The sequence below is a fragment of the Roseibium sp. MB-4 genome, assembly GCF_053005265.1.
Genome location: NZ_JBRKQB010000002.1, coordinates 320,488 through 336,307, shown reverse-complemented (window position 1 = coordinate 336,307; position 15,820 = coordinate 320,488). Strand labels below are relative to the sequence as shown.

Sequence of the window (15,820 nt, the reverse complement as noted above, 5' to 3'; positions counted from 1 at the left end):
GCTTTTCCCCCAAGTGAAGCTTCCCTACTGTCACAGGGCAGGCGCCAACTTGCGCCAGACTGGGGGAATGTTATGCGTCGCACCTTCTGGAGCGCGGTTACCGCGCTCGTGTTTTGCCCACTCGCGCTAAATGCCGCAATAGCGGGCGGGTATGCATCGTCTTGCTATGAACAGGCCGTGGTGCCCGCCGTGTACAAGACGGTCAATGAGCATGTTCTGGTTCAAGCCGCCAGCAGTTATGTGGTTCAGCAACCTGCAAAGTATGCGTATCAAACCCGCCGTGTGCTTGTTCAGCCGGAGCGCGTCACGTATCGCACCAGTCCTGCCGTCTACCAGACACAGCATCACAAGGTGCAAGTGAAGCCGGCGTCTAGTGGCTGGGAGTACCGGACGATCAAAGGTCGCCGGATCTTGTGCAAGGTGCACTATCCAGCTGTGTATCAGACGGCATCGCAGCGCGTACTGGTGAAGCCGGCTTCAAAAGTCGCGGTACGACATCCTGCCGTTTACAGCCACGTGAAGGAAAAGGTGCTGATACAACCGGCAACCTCACACCGTGTACAAAAGCCAGCCGTCTATCGGACGGTGAGCCGGAATGTGTTGGTACAACCGGCTCGCACGGTATGGCAACCGATCAGGGCAAAAGGCTGCCGCTAGGCTACATAGGACTAAGTCGGCGGCCGGCGGCAGAAGTCAGTATCTCCAAGACGCTTTAACTCTTTCTCCGCCAATTTGGAAAGAGCGAGTTAAGCATGGATCATTGCAATTTGCCATGCATTGGAGGCGTCGCAGGAAAGCCTTAAGTAGAATTCGGAGAATTGCTTTCTCTCAAACAAGATTTTTCCTAGGGTGAAGCGGTCTTTTCAGTCACTTCAAGACAGGGAAACAGTATGCGGTATCCAAACAGCGTCAAAGTGATAGTCTTGGCAGCGGCCGTTCTGGGGGCGGGGCCAGCATTTGGCAGCAGCACGACAAAGGCCTGCTACGAAAAAGTTCACCAGCCTGCGGTCTATAAAAACATCAAACGGACAATCATGACCCATCGGGCCCACACACGTTGGGAATACCAAACCATCAACGGACGGCAGGTCCTTTGCAAGGTGCACAGGCCAGCAGTCTATCAGACCGTTGTCCAGAACACGCTAATACAGCCGGCACGGACGGTATTGAAACGCGTGAGCGCTCGCGACTGCACTCGAAACGCCCGGATCTACAGCAACTTCTGATGCTGCCTCAGGGGCCCAAGCTCGGGTCTTGAATTCCGGTTCTATTGAGTGGTTTTGAAGCGATAGGTCTTCAAGCCAGTCTGACCGTGGCCTTCGATCAGGAACAATCCACCGGACAATGTATCCGGTTCGACGGAGGTCGGATCGGACGGCTGCTTGATGCTGGTAACGATCAAATGATCAAGGTCTGGCCCGCAAAAGCAGGGCATGGTCGGCCGTTGCACGGGCATCTTGATCGCCTCCAGCAATTCGCCGTTCGGCGCAAAACAATTGACCACGCCGGACGAAACCCCGCCACTCCAGTAATTGCCGTTGGCATCGACCGTTGCGCCATCCGGCCGACCTGTGGCGTTGGTTTGCTGCGCGAACAACATTTTCGCGCCCAAAGAGCCGGTCGCCGCATCAAAGGCGTAACACTCGATCCATCCCGGTGACGTGTCGGAGTGGTACATGTAGTCGCCGTCCGGCGTCCAGGCGAGGCCGTTCGAGCACTGCAGTTCGTCCCGGATTTCTGCGACCTCACCACTGCTGTCGACTCGGTAAAGACCGGCGATCGGTTCCCGCGGGGAGCTTGTGTCCATTGTGCCTACCCAGAAAGCACCGTCCGGTCCAACCTTCCCGTCGTTCAACCGCGTTTGAGGTTTGTCGGATTCGATCTCGGCCAAAACCTCTTGAGTGCCGGTTTGAGGATCGAACAGAACCACTTTGTCCCAGACACTAACAATCAGCCGACCATCATCGCACAGGCCGAAGGACCCGACTTCGTTGTCGAATTGCCATGTGGTGATGGCGCGTGTGTCCCAATCCATCGATTGAATGCTGCGCCCTTGGATATCGGCCCAAAGCAGCCTGTTGGTGCGCTCGTCCCAGGTTGGACATTCAGCAAGTTGGTAAGTCGTATCAAGAAAACGGGTAATCGTGTGGGACACCAGACGGGGTTCCTGTAAAGCCTCTAAGAAGGGTCGCGACTATAGCGGGCAAGAACCGGAACGTCGATAGCCTCACATACACAGCCTACCGGTCTGCTGCGTCCGCTGTTTCGGATAAGGGGAGGGCGGTGCGTTTGACGATCGGGCGGATGGCAAAGGACGATTTCATCCGCAACACGCCCGGGAGCTGCGATAGGTGATCCCTGTGAATGCGCTCAAAATCAATCGGGTCCGCTGCAGTCAGGCGCAGGATGTAATCAGCATCGCCCGCCATCAGGAAACACTCCATGATCTCTTCAGAGCGGGCAACGGCCCGTTCAAAACTCTCCAGTGTTTCCTTGGATTGGCCGGTCAGTGAGATTTCAACGAACACGTCCATCCGCCGGCCGAGTTTTCGCTGGTCGAGCAGAGCTACGTAACTGTCGATGACACCGGCTTCTTCCAGCGCCCGCATGCGACGCAGGCAGGCAGAGGGCGACAGGCCGATCTTCTCGGCAAGGTCTGCATTGGCGATCCGCCCATCACGCTGCAGAACGTTGAGTATCTTTCGGTCAAGTCTGTCGAGGATCATGTTGCGCCGCACATAATTCGATTGGTTCTTTCGTTGGTACCACATAATTTGATCAACGGGAAATATCACGCAATAAAATTGCATAAATCGCTCTTCGGGAGGCCTTGAACGCAAGCACCTGCGTCTTTCTCAGTGGTATTATCAAAAACAATAAACAAGCCGCACCAGAGGAGACGGATCATGCGGATTGGCGTGCCAAAGGAAATCAAAAACAACGAATTCCGGGTCGGTTTGACGCCGGACAGCGTTCACGAGATGACAGCTCATGGCCATGAGGTGTTTGTTGAAAAGAATGCTGGAGCCGGGATCGGTGCCAGCGATGCCGACTACGAAGCCAGCGGTGCCAAAATCCTCGCAACCGCTCAGGAAATCTTCGACGCTGCCGAAATGATCATCAAGGTGAAGGAGCCGCAGGCTGTTGAGCGCGCCATGCTGCGCCCGCACCATATCCTGTTCACCTATCTGCATCTCGCGCCCGATGCGGCTCAGACGGCTGATCTGGTGAAGTCCGGGGCGACCTGTATTGCCTACGAAACTGTTGTGGATTCCAAAGGCGGCCTGCCGCTTCTGGTTCCGATGTCTCAAGTTGCCGGCCGTTTGTCTGTCACAGCTGGTGCGAAATGCCTTGAGAAGATTAACGGCGGCTCCGGTGTCCTCGTTGGTGGTGTTCCGGGTGTTGAGCCTGCCAAGGTCGTTGTAATTGGCGGCGGCGTTGTGGGTTCGCATGCCATCACCATGGCGTTGGGCCTCGGTGCGGATGTAACTGTTCTGGACCGGAATACGCAGGTTCTGTCCAACCTGTCGCAGACCTTCGGTTCCGCGCTCAAAACCGTCTACTCAACCAAAGCAGCCCTCGAGAAGCAGGTTCTTGCCGCTGATATCGTCGTTGGCGCCGTTCTGGTTGCAGGTGCGGCAGCGCCGAAGCTGGTAACTGCCGACATGATCAGCAAGATGAAGCCAGGCTCTGTCGTTGTCGATGTTGCGATCGACCAGGGTGGCTGCTTTGAAACATCCAAGGCGACCACGCATTCAGAGCCGACCTACATCGTTGATGAGGTTGTGCACTACTGCGTTGCCAACATGCCAGGCGCAGTCCCACGGACTTCGACCTATGCGCTGAACAATGCCACGCTGCCGTTCGCTCTGGCGCTCGCCGACAAGGGTGCGAAGAAAGCGTTGCTGGATGATGCAAACTTCCTTCCGGGTTTGAACGTTCACCAGGGCAAAGTCACCTGCGAAGCTGTGGCGAACGCACTGGGATATGACTATGTCGACCCGGAAAGCGCTCTGAATTCGGTGGCTACAAGCCAAGCGGCTTAAGCTGGTTCGAAGCAATAAAGCAGAAAAGGCCAGCCCAATTGGGCTGGCCTTTATGTGTTCATCAGTAGTGCCGTATTCAGGGGCAGGGGATGGTGTAGGGCGTGCCTTCCGGGTCGCGCGCCACGCAGTTGCGTGGAGACGTCACCACGCCGATCAAACCGCCGCCAATTGCACCCAAGGCTGCTCCAGCAAATGCTGCGCCGCTGGTTGACCCCGCAGCAGCACCAATTGTCGCCCCTGTTGCCGCTCCGAGACCTGCGCCGATCAGCATCCTGTCCCGCTGGCTTTCCGTGTTGGCGCATCCAGCAAGCAAAAGGGTCAGCGATAACAGGGCAATGGCGGGCTTCATCCCGGGCGCTCCTTAAAATAAACAGGTTCGCCTAGGGTGAAAGGGCGATGGTTAACCAACTCTTAACGAGGTCGGTTATCCAACGCCCAGTGCAGCCGTCTTAAGGGCAAACGACCCGGTATGGGTTGCCGTACTGGTCGTAGGCAACGCAGTTTTTCGGAGCTGTCGCCGCACCGACAACGGCACCGCCGGCGCCACCAATCGCAGCACCTGCGAGCGCTGCACCCGCGCCGCCGCCTGTCGCCGCGCCGATCACAGCGCCGGTCGCTGCACCCAAACCGCCGCCGACGAGGGCACGATCTGTCTGGCTGCTGGACTGGCAACCGGCAAGAAGGGCAGCGGTTGCTGCGACCAAGAAGAGTTTTTTCATCGTCTATTTCTCATTTTTTCAGTGCACTGCATGTTCGTGGCCGGACATGTTCAAAGGTTACGGGCAGGCTACCCGGTATGGATTGCCGTAGCGGTCATACGCTACGCAATTTTTCGGTGTTGTTGCGCTGCCAACAATCGCGCCGCCGGCGCCGCCGATCGCCGCACCAACAAGTGCGCCGCCGACATCGCCCGTGGCTGCTGCGCCAATTGCAGCGCCGGTTGCCGCGCCAAGACCGCCGCCGACAAGTGCGCGATCGCGCGAACTGTCAGATTGGCACCCGGCCAAGGCAAGGGCGATGCCTGCGAGCAAAACAAGCTTTTTCATAACTGAGATCTCCTCATTATAAGGACGCCTGCCGGCACCTCTCTTTTCGCTCCACAATGGCGAATCACGGAGCGTAAATCAATGAACATAGCGTAAGTTGGTTTTGCCAAACCGGCAATCGCCACATAAGTCGTGGTTGTTGTCATGCCCTATGGAATTCGCAAAGCACGCAGGCCTCTATTGATGCACAAAGACCTGTGCGGTGAGGCGAAAGTATGGCCTTGTGGTCCTGCCTGCGCCCAATTCACCAATTCGTCAGGCGTTTGCGCTTGCTGATTGCAGTGCGGCAAGCAATCCTTTTGTCGAGGAGTCTTTTGTCACAGGTTCAGCTTCGCCTTTGACCATTGGCAACAGAGCCGTTGCCAACTCCTTGCCCAGTTCCACACCCCATTGGTCGAAGGAGTTGATGCCCCAGATCACGCCTTCAACAAAGACACGGTGCTCGTAAAGGGCAATCAATCGGCCGAGTGCGAAAGGCGTCAGTTCGTTATAGACGAGCGTCAGTGACGGCCGGTCGCCCGGAAAAACCTTATGTGGCGCCAGGCGTGCGACTTCATCGTCATCGAGGCCTGCCGATGAGAGTTGCGCTGCGGCCTCTTCAAGTGTTCGGCCAAGCATCAACGCTTCCGATTGTGCCAAACAATTGGAGATCAAGAGCTCGTGCTGATGCGTCAGGTCGTCTTCATGACCTCGAGCCGCGATCAGGAACTCGCATGGGATTACGGTCGTGCCCTGATGAAGCAGCTGATAAAATGCGTGCTGACCGTTGGTGCCGGGTTCTCCCCAAACGAGCGGGCCGGTGTCAGTGTCGACCAATGTGCCGTCCAATTTGACCCGCTTGCCGTTGGATTCCATGTCAAGTTGCTGCAAGTAAGCAGGAAGCCGGGCAAGACGCTGATCGTATGGGAGAACGGCACGTGCGCCATAGCCCAAAACGTTGCGGTGCCAAATCCCGATCAGGGCCATCAAAATGGGAAGGTTCTCTTCCATCGGTGCATCCTGGAAATGCAGATCCATCGCATATGCGCCTTCCAGAAACTCGTTGAAGGCGTCCGGCCCGATTGCGATCATCAACGGCAGACCAATGGCCGACCAGATCGAATATCGGCCGCCGACCCAGTCCCAGAAACCGAAAACGCGTGTTTCGTCGATCCCGAAGGCTTCGACCTTGTCGAGGGCTGTTGAGACGGCAGCGAAATGCGCACCAACAGCTTCTTCACCCAGAGCATCTGCGATCCATTTGCGCGCCGTCTGCGCGTTGGTCATCGTTTCAACCGTGGTGAATGTCTTGGACGCCACGATGATCAGGGTTGAAGCTGGATCCAGCTTCTCCAGCGTGTCGGCAATGTGCGCACCGTCGACATTGGAAACGTAATGGAGCTCCGGCCCATCATGATAGGGGGCGAGCGCCAAAGTGGTCATTGCGGGACCAAGATCCGACCCGCCAATGCCGATGTTGACGACATCGGTGAAAGCGGTTCCGGCTGAAGATGTCAGGTCCCCGGATCTTACAGCCTCCGAGAAATCGGCCATCGCATCAAGGACCGCGCGAATGTCTGGCATCACATCTGCGCCGTCGACCAGAACCGGATCGGTGGACTGGTTGCGCAGGGCCGTGTGCAGGACGGCGCGGTGTTCGGTGGCGTTGATCTTTTCACCCGAAAACATTGCAGTCCGTTTTACGTCGACTTGCGCCCCGCGCGCGGCTTGCAGCAACAGCTCCAGGGTCTTGGCATCCAGTTTGATTTTTGAATAATCGAGCAGAAGATCGTCACAGCGTGCGGAAAACTTCGCAAACCGGTCTGGGTCTTGTTGAAACATGTTTCGAAGAGAGGTCGCGGACAGGGTCTCGGCTTGCTGAGCGAGCATGGTGAAGGTCGTTTCGAGCGTCACACGGCTCTCCTTAAATCGATTTAGGCCCCGTATTTCTGGGCAATTTGAATGTCGCTGCTTCAGATAGCACAGCTGCCTTGATCCTGAAAGATACGATTGCCGGAAGTGGGTGCCGGCCAGCAGCTGGCCGGCGAGCAAAGGTCAGTTGATCGGCGCAAGCAGTTCTTCGGCGGTCACCAATTGGCGGACACCATGAGAATGATCTTCCTGAAAAATGTTTCCCGCTTCTGCCCAGGCGTTCAGGGAATTGATGTCGACCTTGGCGCATTGTGGGCGGACGCTCCAAGTTACCTGGAACGGCGAGCATTTTGCCTGAGTGTAGCTGGGGCCCGTCGTTGAGCCAATAAAGGTGACAGGAGACCCTGTGCCTGTGGGCAGCGCTTTTGGCTGATGGAGGCCGTTGACGATGTTGTCCTGGTAAGCGAAGTCCATGAAATTCAGGGCGTTTGAATCATTGACGACTAGGAATGTTTGGGCTTCGACACGCAGTTGCGGATTTACGCAGGAGTCGCTTAGACAGGAGCCGAGACCTTTTCCCGGTGATACGTCGCAAGAGGAAAAGACCCAGTGAACTTCAATTGTGTCGCCTGGTTTAACGCCATGAAAGGCTTCGGACTCTGGTGCCGCAAGCTCGGCTTCGGTCAACGTGTCAGTTTCGTTGCAGCGATATCCCCCATGGTCGCTGTCGTCGACAAAAACTGAGAAACCCGGTCCCTTGTGTTCAGCATTCGTATGGGTATGCAAATTACACAGGTTGAGTGTTGCTGCTTCCGGCGCAAAAGCGACCGTGGCGGTATTTGTGCCGGCCGTGTTTGAGATATCGCGCGGCGTTTGCGGGCCATATCCCTGACAAAGGTTCTCTGCATTCGCCGCGACGGGAACCGTAAGAAGAGCCAAGGCTGCAATCGGAGCCATAAAATACGCTGTCATATTCGTCTCCATCTGTATTGGATGAAAATACGCCAGTTCATTGGACGGAGTGAGGTCTTCGGCAACCTGAATTCCTAGAAGATGGGATGTACTTTCATTCCGGGCCGAACTCTGGTGTGGGGGAGTTTCTGCAAGTCCAAAAGGGTCGGCGGCCACGAACCTCAGGGTAAGTGCCAATTGCCTTTGAGATCAAGCACCTAAAATTGAAGATGTTAAGCGATTTGAAATGATAATAACCTTAAGTAAAAAGGGTTGTTGGAGGCGGTAATGAATGCACTTGCGCACTTGCAGGATAAACCCGAGGCCGAAGAAGAGGTTCTCGTTGTAGATTTTGACAATCTGTCAGTGATCAGTGGTGTTGTTTCTAATGTCGGGGAATGGGGATGCCGCCTGACTTCTCCCGACATTCAGGAGCTGAGCAAGAATATCGGTATTCGTCCGAAAGATTCCGACAAGCTCGTCAAATGTCAGATTACGTCCCGCAAGGACTCTGATGCGGCCGTCCTGTTTGTGAAATCGACTGAAAGTTTCTCCGATAAACGCCGGGAGAAACGGAACAACGTCAGCATTCCGGTAAAGATTTCCGACTTTGAGGGGATCACCGAGATTTCTGGCACGATCGTGGACGCGGGTAACAACGGTTGCCGCGTTATGGCGAAAAGCCTGCCGGCTTTGCCGGAAGAGGTGCTGTTGACCATGAAAAAATTCGGCAAGCCTGTCGTTGCCGAATTTGCCTGGCGGAATGACACATCCGGTGGGCTGCGCCTTCTTTGGGACCGTAAGGTCGATGGCGATGAGGACGAGGCGCCGGAATCAGAGGCAGTCTCGGCCTAAAAAACATCTGCCGAGCAGCGGGGTTCACCGGTCGATCTGCTATTTGCCGAGTTGGGATGCCGCCCGCGCCCGTTCCTCAATCCCACCCCAGTCTTCTGAAGCGATTGCCTTTGCATCCGCAATCCACGAACCACCCACGCACAAGACGTTTGGTAGTTTCAAGTAGTCGGATGCTTTTTCGAGGCTGACGCCGCCAGTGGGGCAGAATTTGGCGGCAGCCAAGGGTGATGACAGAGACTTCAGGTACGGCGCCCCACCTGCTTGTTCCGCCGGAAAGAATTTCAGCCGTTCGTAACCGCGTTCCAGAAGCTTCATGACTTCCGAGGCTGTGGCTGCGCCCGGCAACAGCGGCACACTGTGTTCATGAGCGGCGTCCAAAAGCGTGTCCGTCGCTCCGGGTGAAACAACAAACCGCGCGCCAGTAGAAACAACGGCGTCATACTGCTGAGGCGTCAGGACGGTTCCAGCCCCAACGATCGCGCCTTCCACGTTTTCATTGACCGCAGCAATTGCTTCCAGGGCATGCGGAGTGCGGAGTGTGATTTCGATGGCCGGCAATCCGCCGCGAACCAGAGCCTCTGCCATCGGGACAGCTTTTTTCGGGTCTTCGACCACCAGAACCGGGATCACCGGTGCCGCTGTCATGACCGCTTCGATTTTTGAAATATCTTGTCCCATTATCTTTCCTTAAACATCAAAAACATGCGCGCCGGCATCAGCGGTGCCGACATTGGCCCTGAAGGCGGCAAACAAGTCGCGGCCAACACCGAATTGATGATGGCTTAGGTCCTCTTGTGCAACCGGTCGTGCATCGAACTCGGCCTCATCAACGAGAACGGTCAGTTCACCGGTAACCGCATTGATGCGGATGAGGTCACCGTCCTGGATCTTTGCGATTGGGCCACCATTGGCAGCTTCCGGTGTCACGTGAATAGCCGCTGGAACCTTGCCCGATGCGCCGGACATGCGGCCATCCGTAATGAGCGCAACTTTATGACCACGGTCCTGAAGGATGCCAAGGGATGGGGTCAGCTTGTGAAGCTCCGGCATGCCGCAGGCTTTTGGGCCCTGGAACCGGACAACAGCTGCAACGTCTCCATTGAGTTCCTTGTTGGAAAATGCTGTCAGGAAGTCTTCCTGCGAGTGAAAGACGCGAGCCGGGGCCTCAATGATATGGCGCTCTTTGGCAACTGCAGAGATTTTGATCACCGCTTTGCCGATGTTTCCGGTCAGCATTTTGAGACCACCCGTCGGCTGGAATGCTTTGTCGGCCGGTGCCAGAACCGTCTCATCGCCGGAGATTTGCGGGGCGGGGTCCCGGATGACATTGCCGTCCGCGTCGAGTTTGGCTTCGACCGTGTAGCCGGAGAGATCACTGCCGTAGACTGTTTTCACATCCTGATGGAGGTATCCGTCGCCCAAGAGTTCGCGGATCAGGAATGCAAGACCGCCGGCTGCCTGGAAGTGGTTCACGTCGGCTTTTCCGTTCGGATACACGCGCGCAAGCAGCGGAACCACATCCGAAAGATCCGAGATATCGTCCCAGGTCAGCTGGATCCCGGCCGCTGCGGCCATCGCCACCAAGTGCATTGTGTGGTTCGTTGAGCCGCCGGTGGCGTGGAGGCCGACAACCCCGTTGACGATGGCTTTTTCGTTGATGATTTCACCGGCAGGGGTGAACTCATTGCCAAGGGCCGAGATGGCTAGTGCGCGTTTGGCTGCTTCCTTGGTCAAAGCTTCGCGGAGTGGCGTGCCCGGATTGACGAAAGATGCCCCCGGCATGTGCAGGCCCATGATTTCCATCAGCATCTGGTTGGAATTTGCTGTGCCGTAAAACGTACAGGTGCCGGGAGAGTGGTAGGCCTTTGACTCAGATTCCAAAAGCGCGTCACGGCCAACCTTGCCTTCCGCATAGAGCTGGCGGACCTTCGCTTTCTCGTCGTTCGAGATCCCTGTGGTCATTGGGCCTGCCGGAATGAAGACAGCCGGCAGATGGCCGAAAGACAGAGCTGCTATCGTGAGGCCAGGCACGATCTTGTCGCAGATGCCGAGAAACACGGCCGCATCAAACATCTGGTGCGACAGGCCGACAGCTGCCGCCATAGCAATCACATCGCGCGAGAACAGGGACAACTCCATGCCGTCCTGGCCTTGGGTGACCCCATCGCACATGGCCGGTACGCCGCCTGCGACCTGCGCCACCGCTCCGACCTCCCGCGCTGCCTGCCGGATCAGGTCGGGATAGGTCTCATAAGGCTGATGGGCGGACAACATGTCGTTGTATGCGGTGATTATGCCGAGGTTCGGTACCAAATCACCGGACAAGGCAGCTTTATCGGACAGGCCGCACGCGGCAAATCCGTGGGCAAGGTTGCCGCAGGACAATCTCGAACGCTGCGGGCCTTGGTCTGCAGCCTTGCCGATGCGTTCGAGATAGGCACTTCGACTGTCGTGGCTGCGTTTGACGATCCGTTCGGTGACCTCGCCGACACGATCCGTGATGGCCATGGCTTGTCTCCCTCATCCTCCGGCAGTGTTGAAGCCGGTCTCTCTCTCAACTCTCTAGATAGAGCGTAATGACTGTTTGTGTCATTTAATCGATTTAAATTCCAGAAAAGAGCGCTGTTAAGGCGCAGTGTTCTTTCGCTTAAACCAGTTCGTCTTCCGCCCAGGTACGGCCGTCGCGTTCAACCAGGGCAATGGAAGCCGATGGGCCCCATGTTCCGGCCGTGTACCCCTTTGGCGTTTCCTTGGAAGCTGCCCAGGCTGCCTGAATTGGATCAATCCAAGCCCAGGCTGCATCGACTTCGTCGCGGCGCATGAAAAGGGTCTGGTTGCCGCGGATCACATCCATAATTAGCCGTTCATAGGCATCCGGGTTCCGGACCTTGAAGGCTTCGGCGAAGCTCATGTCCAGTGGCACCTGGCGCAGGCGCATGCCGCCTGGGCCCGGGTCCTTAATCATCACCTTCATCTGTACGCCTTCGTCTGGCTGAAGGCGTATGATGAGGCGGTTTGCAGTGATCGCACCGGCTTCCTCGTCGAAGATCGAGTGTGGAATGGGGCGGAACTGAACGACGATCTCGGAAACCCGTTGGGCGAGGCGTTTGCCAGTGCGCAAGTAGAACGGCACACCGGCCCAACGCCAGTTGGCAATGTCCGCTTTCAGGGCCACGAAGGTTTCCGTCCCGCTTTGATCATTGCCAAGCTCTTCCAGATAACCTGGAACTGCGCCACCGGCTGATGCTCCGGCGCGGTATTGGCCGCGGACAGTCAGTTTGTCGGCATTGTGCTCGCCAATCGGGGCGAGGGCTTTCAGAACCTTCAGTTTTTCATCGCGCACACTGTCGGCATTCATGGACTCTGGCGGTTCCATGGCCACCAGGCACAAAAGCTGGAGAATGTGGTTCTGGACCATGTCCCGAAGTGCGCCAGCTGTATCATAATAACCAGCCCGGCCTCCGGTCCCCAGCGACTCGGCGACTGTAATTTGAACGTGGTCAATGTGAGCCGCATTCCAAAGGGGCTCGAACAGGGCGTTGGCGAACCGCAGAGCCATAAGGTTCTGCACGGTTTCCTTGCCAAGATAGTGGTCGATCCGGAAGATCTGGTCTTCGTTGAACACTGCGCCGACGGTTGCGTTCAATGCCTTGGCCGATGCGCCGTCTTTGCCGATCGGCTTTTCCATAACCACGCGGGAATGGGTGTTCACAACGCCGATCTTGCCGAGATTTTCGCATATGGTGCCAAAGAGGTCCGGGCCGACAGCAAGGTAGAACGCACGGATGACACCCTCACGTTCTTCCAGAACGGTCTTGAGATCTTCGAAGCCTTCACCGGTCCCGATGTCGATTTTCACGTACCGGATGCGTTTCAGGAATTTTTCCAGATGCGCGTCGTCGAGGTCGGACACATGCTCCTTCAAGGCCTTTCGAGCGTAGTCGCGATAGTCATCGTCCGAATAGTCACGGCGCGCGCTGGCAATGATCCGCGCGTTATCGGGCATTTGTCCGTCCGCATCCCGGTGGTAAAGGGCCGGCAACAGCTTGCGATGTGCAAGGTCTCCGGAGGCACCGAACACAACCAGATCGAATTCGGCTACTTCAATGACGCGGACCGCCATGTTCCTATCCCTTCCAAGCCGGCGAATTTCGCCGTTCTAGTCTAAGCATCGTGACATTCGGATGTCTTTTAAATCGATTTAATTCTCTTGTCAGCCCCTCAAACCAAAGAGCAGCCCTCTTTTTCAAGATCAGCCTTGGTTGGGAGATCGGCCCCGCGCCGCGAACAGGTGATTGCTGCGGCTTGAGTGCAAAATGTGAGCAACCGTGTGAGTTGCGCAGGGTCGAGCGCCGTGAGGCCCTCGCGGTTGTTTGCACCCAGTATTTTCAGTCCAGACAATAGAGCTGCCTGAAAGGTGTCCCCGGCGCCGACAGTGTCAACCACGTCGACTGCAACGCCGGGCACACTTGCTTCGGATTGATCTGTGTAGGCGGAGGCCCCGTCTTTCCCGCGCGTGACAATCACCAGCTTGGCGCCTTCTGCAAGCCAATCACGAGCAATCGCCTCGACAGGTTCTCCCGGGGCGATCAAAGCGAGGTCTTCATCGCTGACTTTGATGACGTCAGTGTAAGGAACAATCGCGGTTGTGTTGGTCCGCCACTTTTCCATATCGGCGACCACAGTGGGCCGGATATTGGGGTCAAAGGAGATGAGGCACCGTGCATGCTCCCTGGCGATCAGGCTTTTCAGCGCCGAGGCTACAGGCTCTGTAAGCGCGGTATAAGACCCGATGTGAATGAACGACGGCGGAACCTCGAAAACCGGGAGATCCGCTTCGGTTATCATCCTGTCAGCCGCATTGGCGCCATAGAATGTATAGGCGGGTTGCCCGTCAGGATCCTGTTGAACCAGGCTCAGGGTCGTCAGATTGTCGCTGCGCACAACAAAGCGGTCGGAAACCCCTTCGACTCTCAGTTTCCCGACCAGCTTCTCGCCAAGGACGTCGTTCGATATGCAGCCGAAAAACGCGGCGTCGTCGCCGAGACGGGCAAGCCCCATGGCGACGTTGAAGGGCGATCCGCCGATCCGGCCGTCAAAGCCGACGCTAGTTCCCGAGGTGTCCGCCCCAAAGAGATCAAACAAGGCTTCACCGCAAATCAAATACATTGTTGGTCCTATTCTTTTCGTCGCCGGATGCTCACGCCGCCATGTCTTCCGGCGGATCCATGGCACCGGTCATGATCGCGACGGCGTCCGACATGGAAAAGTCGTCCGGCTTGATCACGCAGGCGCGCCGGCCAAGCCGGTGGATGTGAATACGGTCTGCGACTTCGAAAACGTGCGGCATGTTGTGGCTGATCAGAACAATCGGCAGACCGCGCGCTTTCACGTCCTTGATCAACTCCAGAACCCGCCGGCTTTCCTTCACACCAAGGGCCGCGGTGGGTTCGTCCATGATGACAACTTTCGAGCCGAACGCTGCCGCACGGGCTACCGCCACCCCTTGGCGCTGGCCGCCGGAGAGGGTCTCGACGGCCTGGTTGATGTTTTGAATGGTCAAAAGGCCGAGCTCGTTCAATTTGTCCCGGGCAATCTGTTCCATTTTTTTATGATCGAGTTGGCGGAGCCATTTGCCGCGGAAGCCTGGTTTGCGCAGCTCGCGGCCCATGAACATGTTGTCGGTGATTGACAAGGCCGGAGACATAGCGAGCGTCTGGTAGACGGTTTCGATCCCGGCAGATCGCGCATCGATAGGCGAATGGAAATGCACCTGTTTGCCGTCGAGCCGGATTTCTCCTTCATCCGGCAAAACTGCGCCACTGAGCGCCTTGATCAAGGTCGATTTGCCGGCACCGTTGTCGCCAATCACGGCCAGGATTTCACCCGGATAGAGTTCGAAGTCGGCATGGTCCATGGCAACGACACGGCCGTAGCGTTTGACCAGATTGCTTGCTTGAAGAACAGGTTCCATCAGACAGATACCTTTCTGATCCATTGGTCCACGGCAACCGCAGCGATGATGAGAAGGCCGATCAGGAGATAGGTCCATTGGGCATCTGCCCCGAGCAGACGCAGCCCAAGCGTGAAGACGCCAACAATCAAGGCCCCGAACAGGGTTCCAAGGATCGACCCGCGTCCACCGAACAGCGAGATCCCGCCAATCACCACAGCCGTGATGGATTCGATATTGGCCAGCTGACCGGTTGTCGGTGAGACGGAGCCGATCCGCCCGATCATTGCCCAGCCGGCAAAGGCACAGATCAGTCCTGAGAGCATGTAGACGGAAATCTGCACGCGTTTGACCTGAACCCCGGACAATTGCGCGGCCTCAGGATCATCACCGATGGCATATACGTGCCGGCCCCAGGCGGTTTGGCGCAATACGTAAGCCAGCACCAGCACCAGAAGCACCATGAAGATCACGCCGTAGGTGAATATCGCTCCACCAACGGTAACCTTATTGCCAAAGAACTGAAGGAGGGGCGCCTGTTCGGCGATTTCCTGTGAGCGAATGGTCTCATTTGCCGAATAGAGAAAGTTGGTCGCAAGAACGATCTGCCACATACCAAGCGTCACGATGAACGGCGGCAGTTTGACGACAGCCACGAGGAAGCCGTTGATGTAGCCGCAGATCGTTCCGCAAATGAGTCCAGCTGCAATGGCGACTTCAACGGGAAGTCCGTAGCGGAATGTGAATTGCCCCATGACCACAGACGACAGAACCATGATCGCGCCAACCGACAGGTCAATGCCCGCTGTTAGGATCACGATGCTTTGGGCTGCGGCCACAATACCGACGATCTGAACTTGTTGGAGGATCAGCGTCATGGCGAAGGGAGAGAAGAACTTCGAACCCAGCAACAGTCCAAAAATCAATATGGACAACAGCAGCACGATCAGGGGCACCAAGGACGGCGTCTGATGCAGAGTATGCTGGATCTTCTGGCCGATGGTCTGGTGGTGATCGTCGAATTCGGCAACGGATTGCGGGCCTTTTGATGCTGCAGATTCAAACTCTGCAGGGCCGCGATCCGTCTTCGTTTCTGAGGTCATGCCCGTTTCCCTCTA

General features: G+C 56.7%; 16 protein-coding genes. 3 read left to right on the top strand and 13 right to left on the bottom strand.

The features are described 5' to 3' along the window. Nucleotides 1–72: 72 nt before the first annotated feature. On the top strand, nucleotides 73–657 hold the full coding sequence (locus tag ACVDG4_RS12630; protein WP_447235324.1) for a hypothetical protein: 585 nt from the start codon (nucleotides 73–75) through the stop codon (nucleotides 655–657). Nucleotides 658–1,267: 610 nt separating this feature from the next. Here the strand turns inward: ACVDG4_RS12630 and ACVDG4_RS12625 are convergent. After that, complete coding sequence (locus ACVDG4_RS12625; RefSeq protein ID WP_447235323.1) at nucleotides 1,268–2,155, bottom strand: SMP-30/gluconolactonase/LRE family protein; 888 nt, start codon at nucleotides 2,153–2,155, stop codon at nucleotides 1,268–1,270. 85 nt (nucleotides 2,156–2,240) lie between these two features. Further along, nucleotides 2,241–2,726, bottom strand: a complete 486-nt coding sequence (locus tag ACVDG4_RS12620; protein WP_040452332.1) for an Lrp/AsnC family transcriptional regulator — start codon at nucleotides 2,724–2,726, stop codon at nucleotides 2,241–2,243. Between the two features lie 180 nt (nucleotides 2,727–2,906). Here ACVDG4_RS12620 and ald point away from each other — a divergent pair, with 180 nt between their 5' ends. Further along, a complete protein-coding gene (gene ald / locus ACVDG4_RS12615; RefSeq protein WP_447235322.1) occupies nucleotides 2,907–4,046 on the top strand; it encodes an alanine dehydrogenase in 1,140 nt (379 codons plus the stop codon). Nucleotides 4,047–4,122: 76 nt separating this feature from the next. Here ald and ACVDG4_RS12610 read toward each other — a convergent pair whose 3' ends face one another. The 5 genes from ACVDG4_RS12610 to ACVDG4_RS12590 all read right to left on the bottom strand — a co-directional run bounded on the left by ACVDG4_RS12610 (nucleotide 4,123) and on the right by ACVDG4_RS12590 (nucleotide 7,915). Next, nucleotides 4,123–4,395, bottom strand: a complete 273-nt coding sequence (locus ACVDG4_RS12610; RefSeq protein WP_447235321.1) for a YMGG-like glycine zipper-containing protein — start codon at nucleotides 4,393–4,395, stop codon at nucleotides 4,123–4,125. A gap of 100 nt (nucleotides 4,396–4,495) precedes the next feature. Next, nucleotides 4,496–4,765: a YMGG-like glycine zipper-containing protein gene (locus tag ACVDG4_RS12605; RefSeq protein ID WP_133946415.1), complete on the bottom strand. Its 270-nt coding sequence runs from the start codon at nucleotides 4,763–4,765 to the stop codon at nucleotides 4,496–4,498. Between the two features lie 57 nt (nucleotides 4,766–4,822). Then, nucleotides 4,823–5,092 (bottom strand): YMGG-like glycine zipper-containing protein, encoded by a 270-nt coding sequence (locus tag ACVDG4_RS12600; protein WP_428524091.1) that lies wholly within the window; start codon nucleotides 5,090–5,092, stop codon nucleotides 4,823–4,825. A gap of 255 nt (nucleotides 5,093–5,347) precedes the next feature. Continuing rightward, the gene (gene pgi / locus ACVDG4_RS12595) at nucleotides 5,348–6,985 is read right to left on the bottom strand and encodes a glucose-6-phosphate isomerase (RefSeq protein ID WP_447235320.1); all 1,638 of its coding nucleotides are present in this window, start codon (nucleotides 6,983–6,985) and stop codon (nucleotides 5,348–5,350) included. A gap of 141 nt (nucleotides 6,986–7,126) precedes the next feature. Beyond that, nucleotides 7,127–7,915 carry a delta-class carbonic anhydrase gene (locus ACVDG4_RS12590; RefSeq protein ID WP_447235319.1) on the bottom strand — a complete coding sequence of 263 codons (789 nt, stop codon included), beginning with the start codon at nucleotides 7,913–7,915 and terminating at the stop codon, nucleotides 7,127–7,129. 267 nt (nucleotides 7,916–8,182) lie between these two features. Here ACVDG4_RS12590 and ACVDG4_RS12585 point away from each other — a divergent pair, with 267 nt between their 5' ends. Next, nucleotides 8,183–8,749, top strand: coding sequence for a PilZ domain-containing protein (locus tag ACVDG4_RS12585; protein ID WP_447235318.1), 567 nt, complete (start codon nucleotides 8,183–8,185; stop codon nucleotides 8,747–8,749). A gap of 39 nt (nucleotides 8,750–8,788) precedes the next feature. Here the strand turns inward: ACVDG4_RS12585 and eda are convergent, their stop codons facing one another. The 6 genes from eda to ACVDG4_RS12555 all read right to left on the bottom strand — a co-directional run bounded on the left by eda (nucleotide 8,789) and on the right by ACVDG4_RS12555 (nucleotide 15,805). Then, nucleotides 8,789–9,427, bottom strand: coding sequence for a bifunctional 4-hydroxy-2-oxoglutarate aldolase/2-dehydro-3-deoxy-phosphogluconate aldolase (gene eda, locus ACVDG4_RS12580; RefSeq protein ID WP_447235317.1), 639 nt, complete (start codon nucleotides 9,425–9,427; stop codon nucleotides 8,789–8,791). Nucleotides 9,428–9,436: 9 nt separating this feature from the next. Beyond that, the gene (gene edd, locus ACVDG4_RS12575; RefSeq protein ID WP_447235316.1) at nucleotides 9,437–11,257 is read right to left on the bottom strand and encodes a phosphogluconate dehydratase; all 1,821 of its coding nucleotides are present in this window, start codon (nucleotides 11,255–11,257) and stop codon (nucleotides 9,437–9,439) included. A gap of 139 nt (nucleotides 11,258–11,396) precedes the next feature. Further along, nucleotides 11,397–12,872, bottom strand: a complete 1,476-nt coding sequence (gene zwf / locus ACVDG4_RS12570; RefSeq protein ID WP_447235315.1) for a glucose-6-phosphate dehydrogenase — start codon at nucleotides 12,870–12,872, stop codon at nucleotides 11,397–11,399. A gap of 98 nt (nucleotides 12,873–12,970) precedes the next feature. After that, a complete protein-coding gene (locus ACVDG4_RS12565; RefSeq protein ID WP_447235314.1) occupies nucleotides 12,971–13,918 on the bottom strand; it encodes a carbohydrate kinase family protein in 948 nt (315 codons plus the stop codon). Nucleotides 13,919–13,949: 31 nt separating this feature from the next. Then, nucleotides 13,950–14,747: an ATP-binding cassette domain-containing protein gene (locus ACVDG4_RS12560; RefSeq protein WP_209174135.1), complete on the bottom strand. Its 798-nt coding sequence runs from the start codon at nucleotides 14,745–14,747 to the stop codon at nucleotides 13,950–13,952. Next, nucleotides 14,723–15,805 carry an ABC transporter permease gene (locus ACVDG4_RS12555; RefSeq protein WP_306149057.1) on the bottom strand — a complete coding sequence of 361 codons (1,083 nt, stop codon included), beginning with the start codon at nucleotides 15,803–15,805 and terminating at the stop codon, nucleotides 14,723–14,725. Before ACVDG4_RS12555 ends, ACVDG4_RS12560 begins: the two co-directional genes overlap by 25 nt. Nucleotides 15,806–15,820: the final 15 nt, after the last annotated feature.

Excerpts from the sequence above, each read along its gene's own strand:
- ACVDG4_RS12565 (WP_447235314.1), bottom strand. The coding sequence starts at position 13,918 with ATGTATTTGATTTGCGGTGAAGCCTTGTTTGATCTCTTTGGGGCGGAC.
- ACVDG4_RS12605 (WP_133946415.1), bottom strand. The coding sequence starts at position 4,765 with ATGAAAAAACTCTTCTTGGTCGCAGCAACCGCTGCCCTTCTTGCCGGT.
- eda (WP_447235317.1), bottom strand. The coding sequence starts at position 9,427 with ATGGGACAAGATATTTCAAAAATCGAAGCGGTCATGACAGCGGCACCG.
- ACVDG4_RS12585 (WP_447235318.1), top strand. The coding sequence starts at position 8,183 with ATGAATGCACTTGCGCACTTGCAGGATAAACCCGAGGCCGAAGAAGAG.
- ACVDG4_RS12630 (WP_447235324.1), top strand. The coding sequence starts at position 73 with ATGCGTCGCACCTTCTGGAGCGCGGTTACCGCGCTCGTGTTTTGCCCA.
- ACVDG4_RS12590 (WP_447235319.1), bottom strand. The coding sequence starts at position 7,915 with ATGACAGCGTATTTTATGGCTCCGATTGCAGCCTTGGCTCTTCTTACG.
- edd (WP_447235316.1), bottom strand. The coding sequence starts at position 11,257 with ATGGCCATCACGGATCGTGTCGGCGAGGTCACCGAACGGATCGTCAAA.
- ald (WP_447235322.1), top strand. The coding sequence starts at position 2,907 with ATGCGGATTGGCGTGCCAAAGGAAATCAAAAACAACGAATTCCGGGTC.
- ACVDG4_RS12600 (WP_428524091.1), bottom strand. The coding sequence starts at position 5,092 with ATGAAAAAGCTTGTTTTGCTCGCAGGCATCGCCCTTGCCTTGGCCGGG.
- ACVDG4_RS12560 (WP_209174135.1), bottom strand. The coding sequence starts at position 14,747 with ATGGATCAGAAAGGTATCTGTCTGATGGAACCTGTTCTTCAAGCAAGC.
- ACVDG4_RS12555 (WP_306149057.1), bottom strand. The coding sequence starts at position 15,805 with ATGACCTCAGAAACGAAGACGGATCGCGGCCCTGCAGAGTTTGAATCT.
- ACVDG4_RS12610 (WP_447235321.1), bottom strand. The coding sequence starts at position 4,395 with ATGAAGCCCGCCATTGCCCTGTTATCGCTGACCCTTTTGCTTGCTGGA.
- ACVDG4_RS12620 (WP_040452332.1), bottom strand. The coding sequence starts at position 2,726 with ATGATCCTCGACAGACTTGACCGAAAGATACTCAACGTTCTGCAGCGT.
- zwf (WP_447235315.1), bottom strand. The coding sequence starts at position 12,872 with ATGGCGGTCCGCGTCATTGAAGTAGCCGAATTCGATCTGGTTGTGTTC.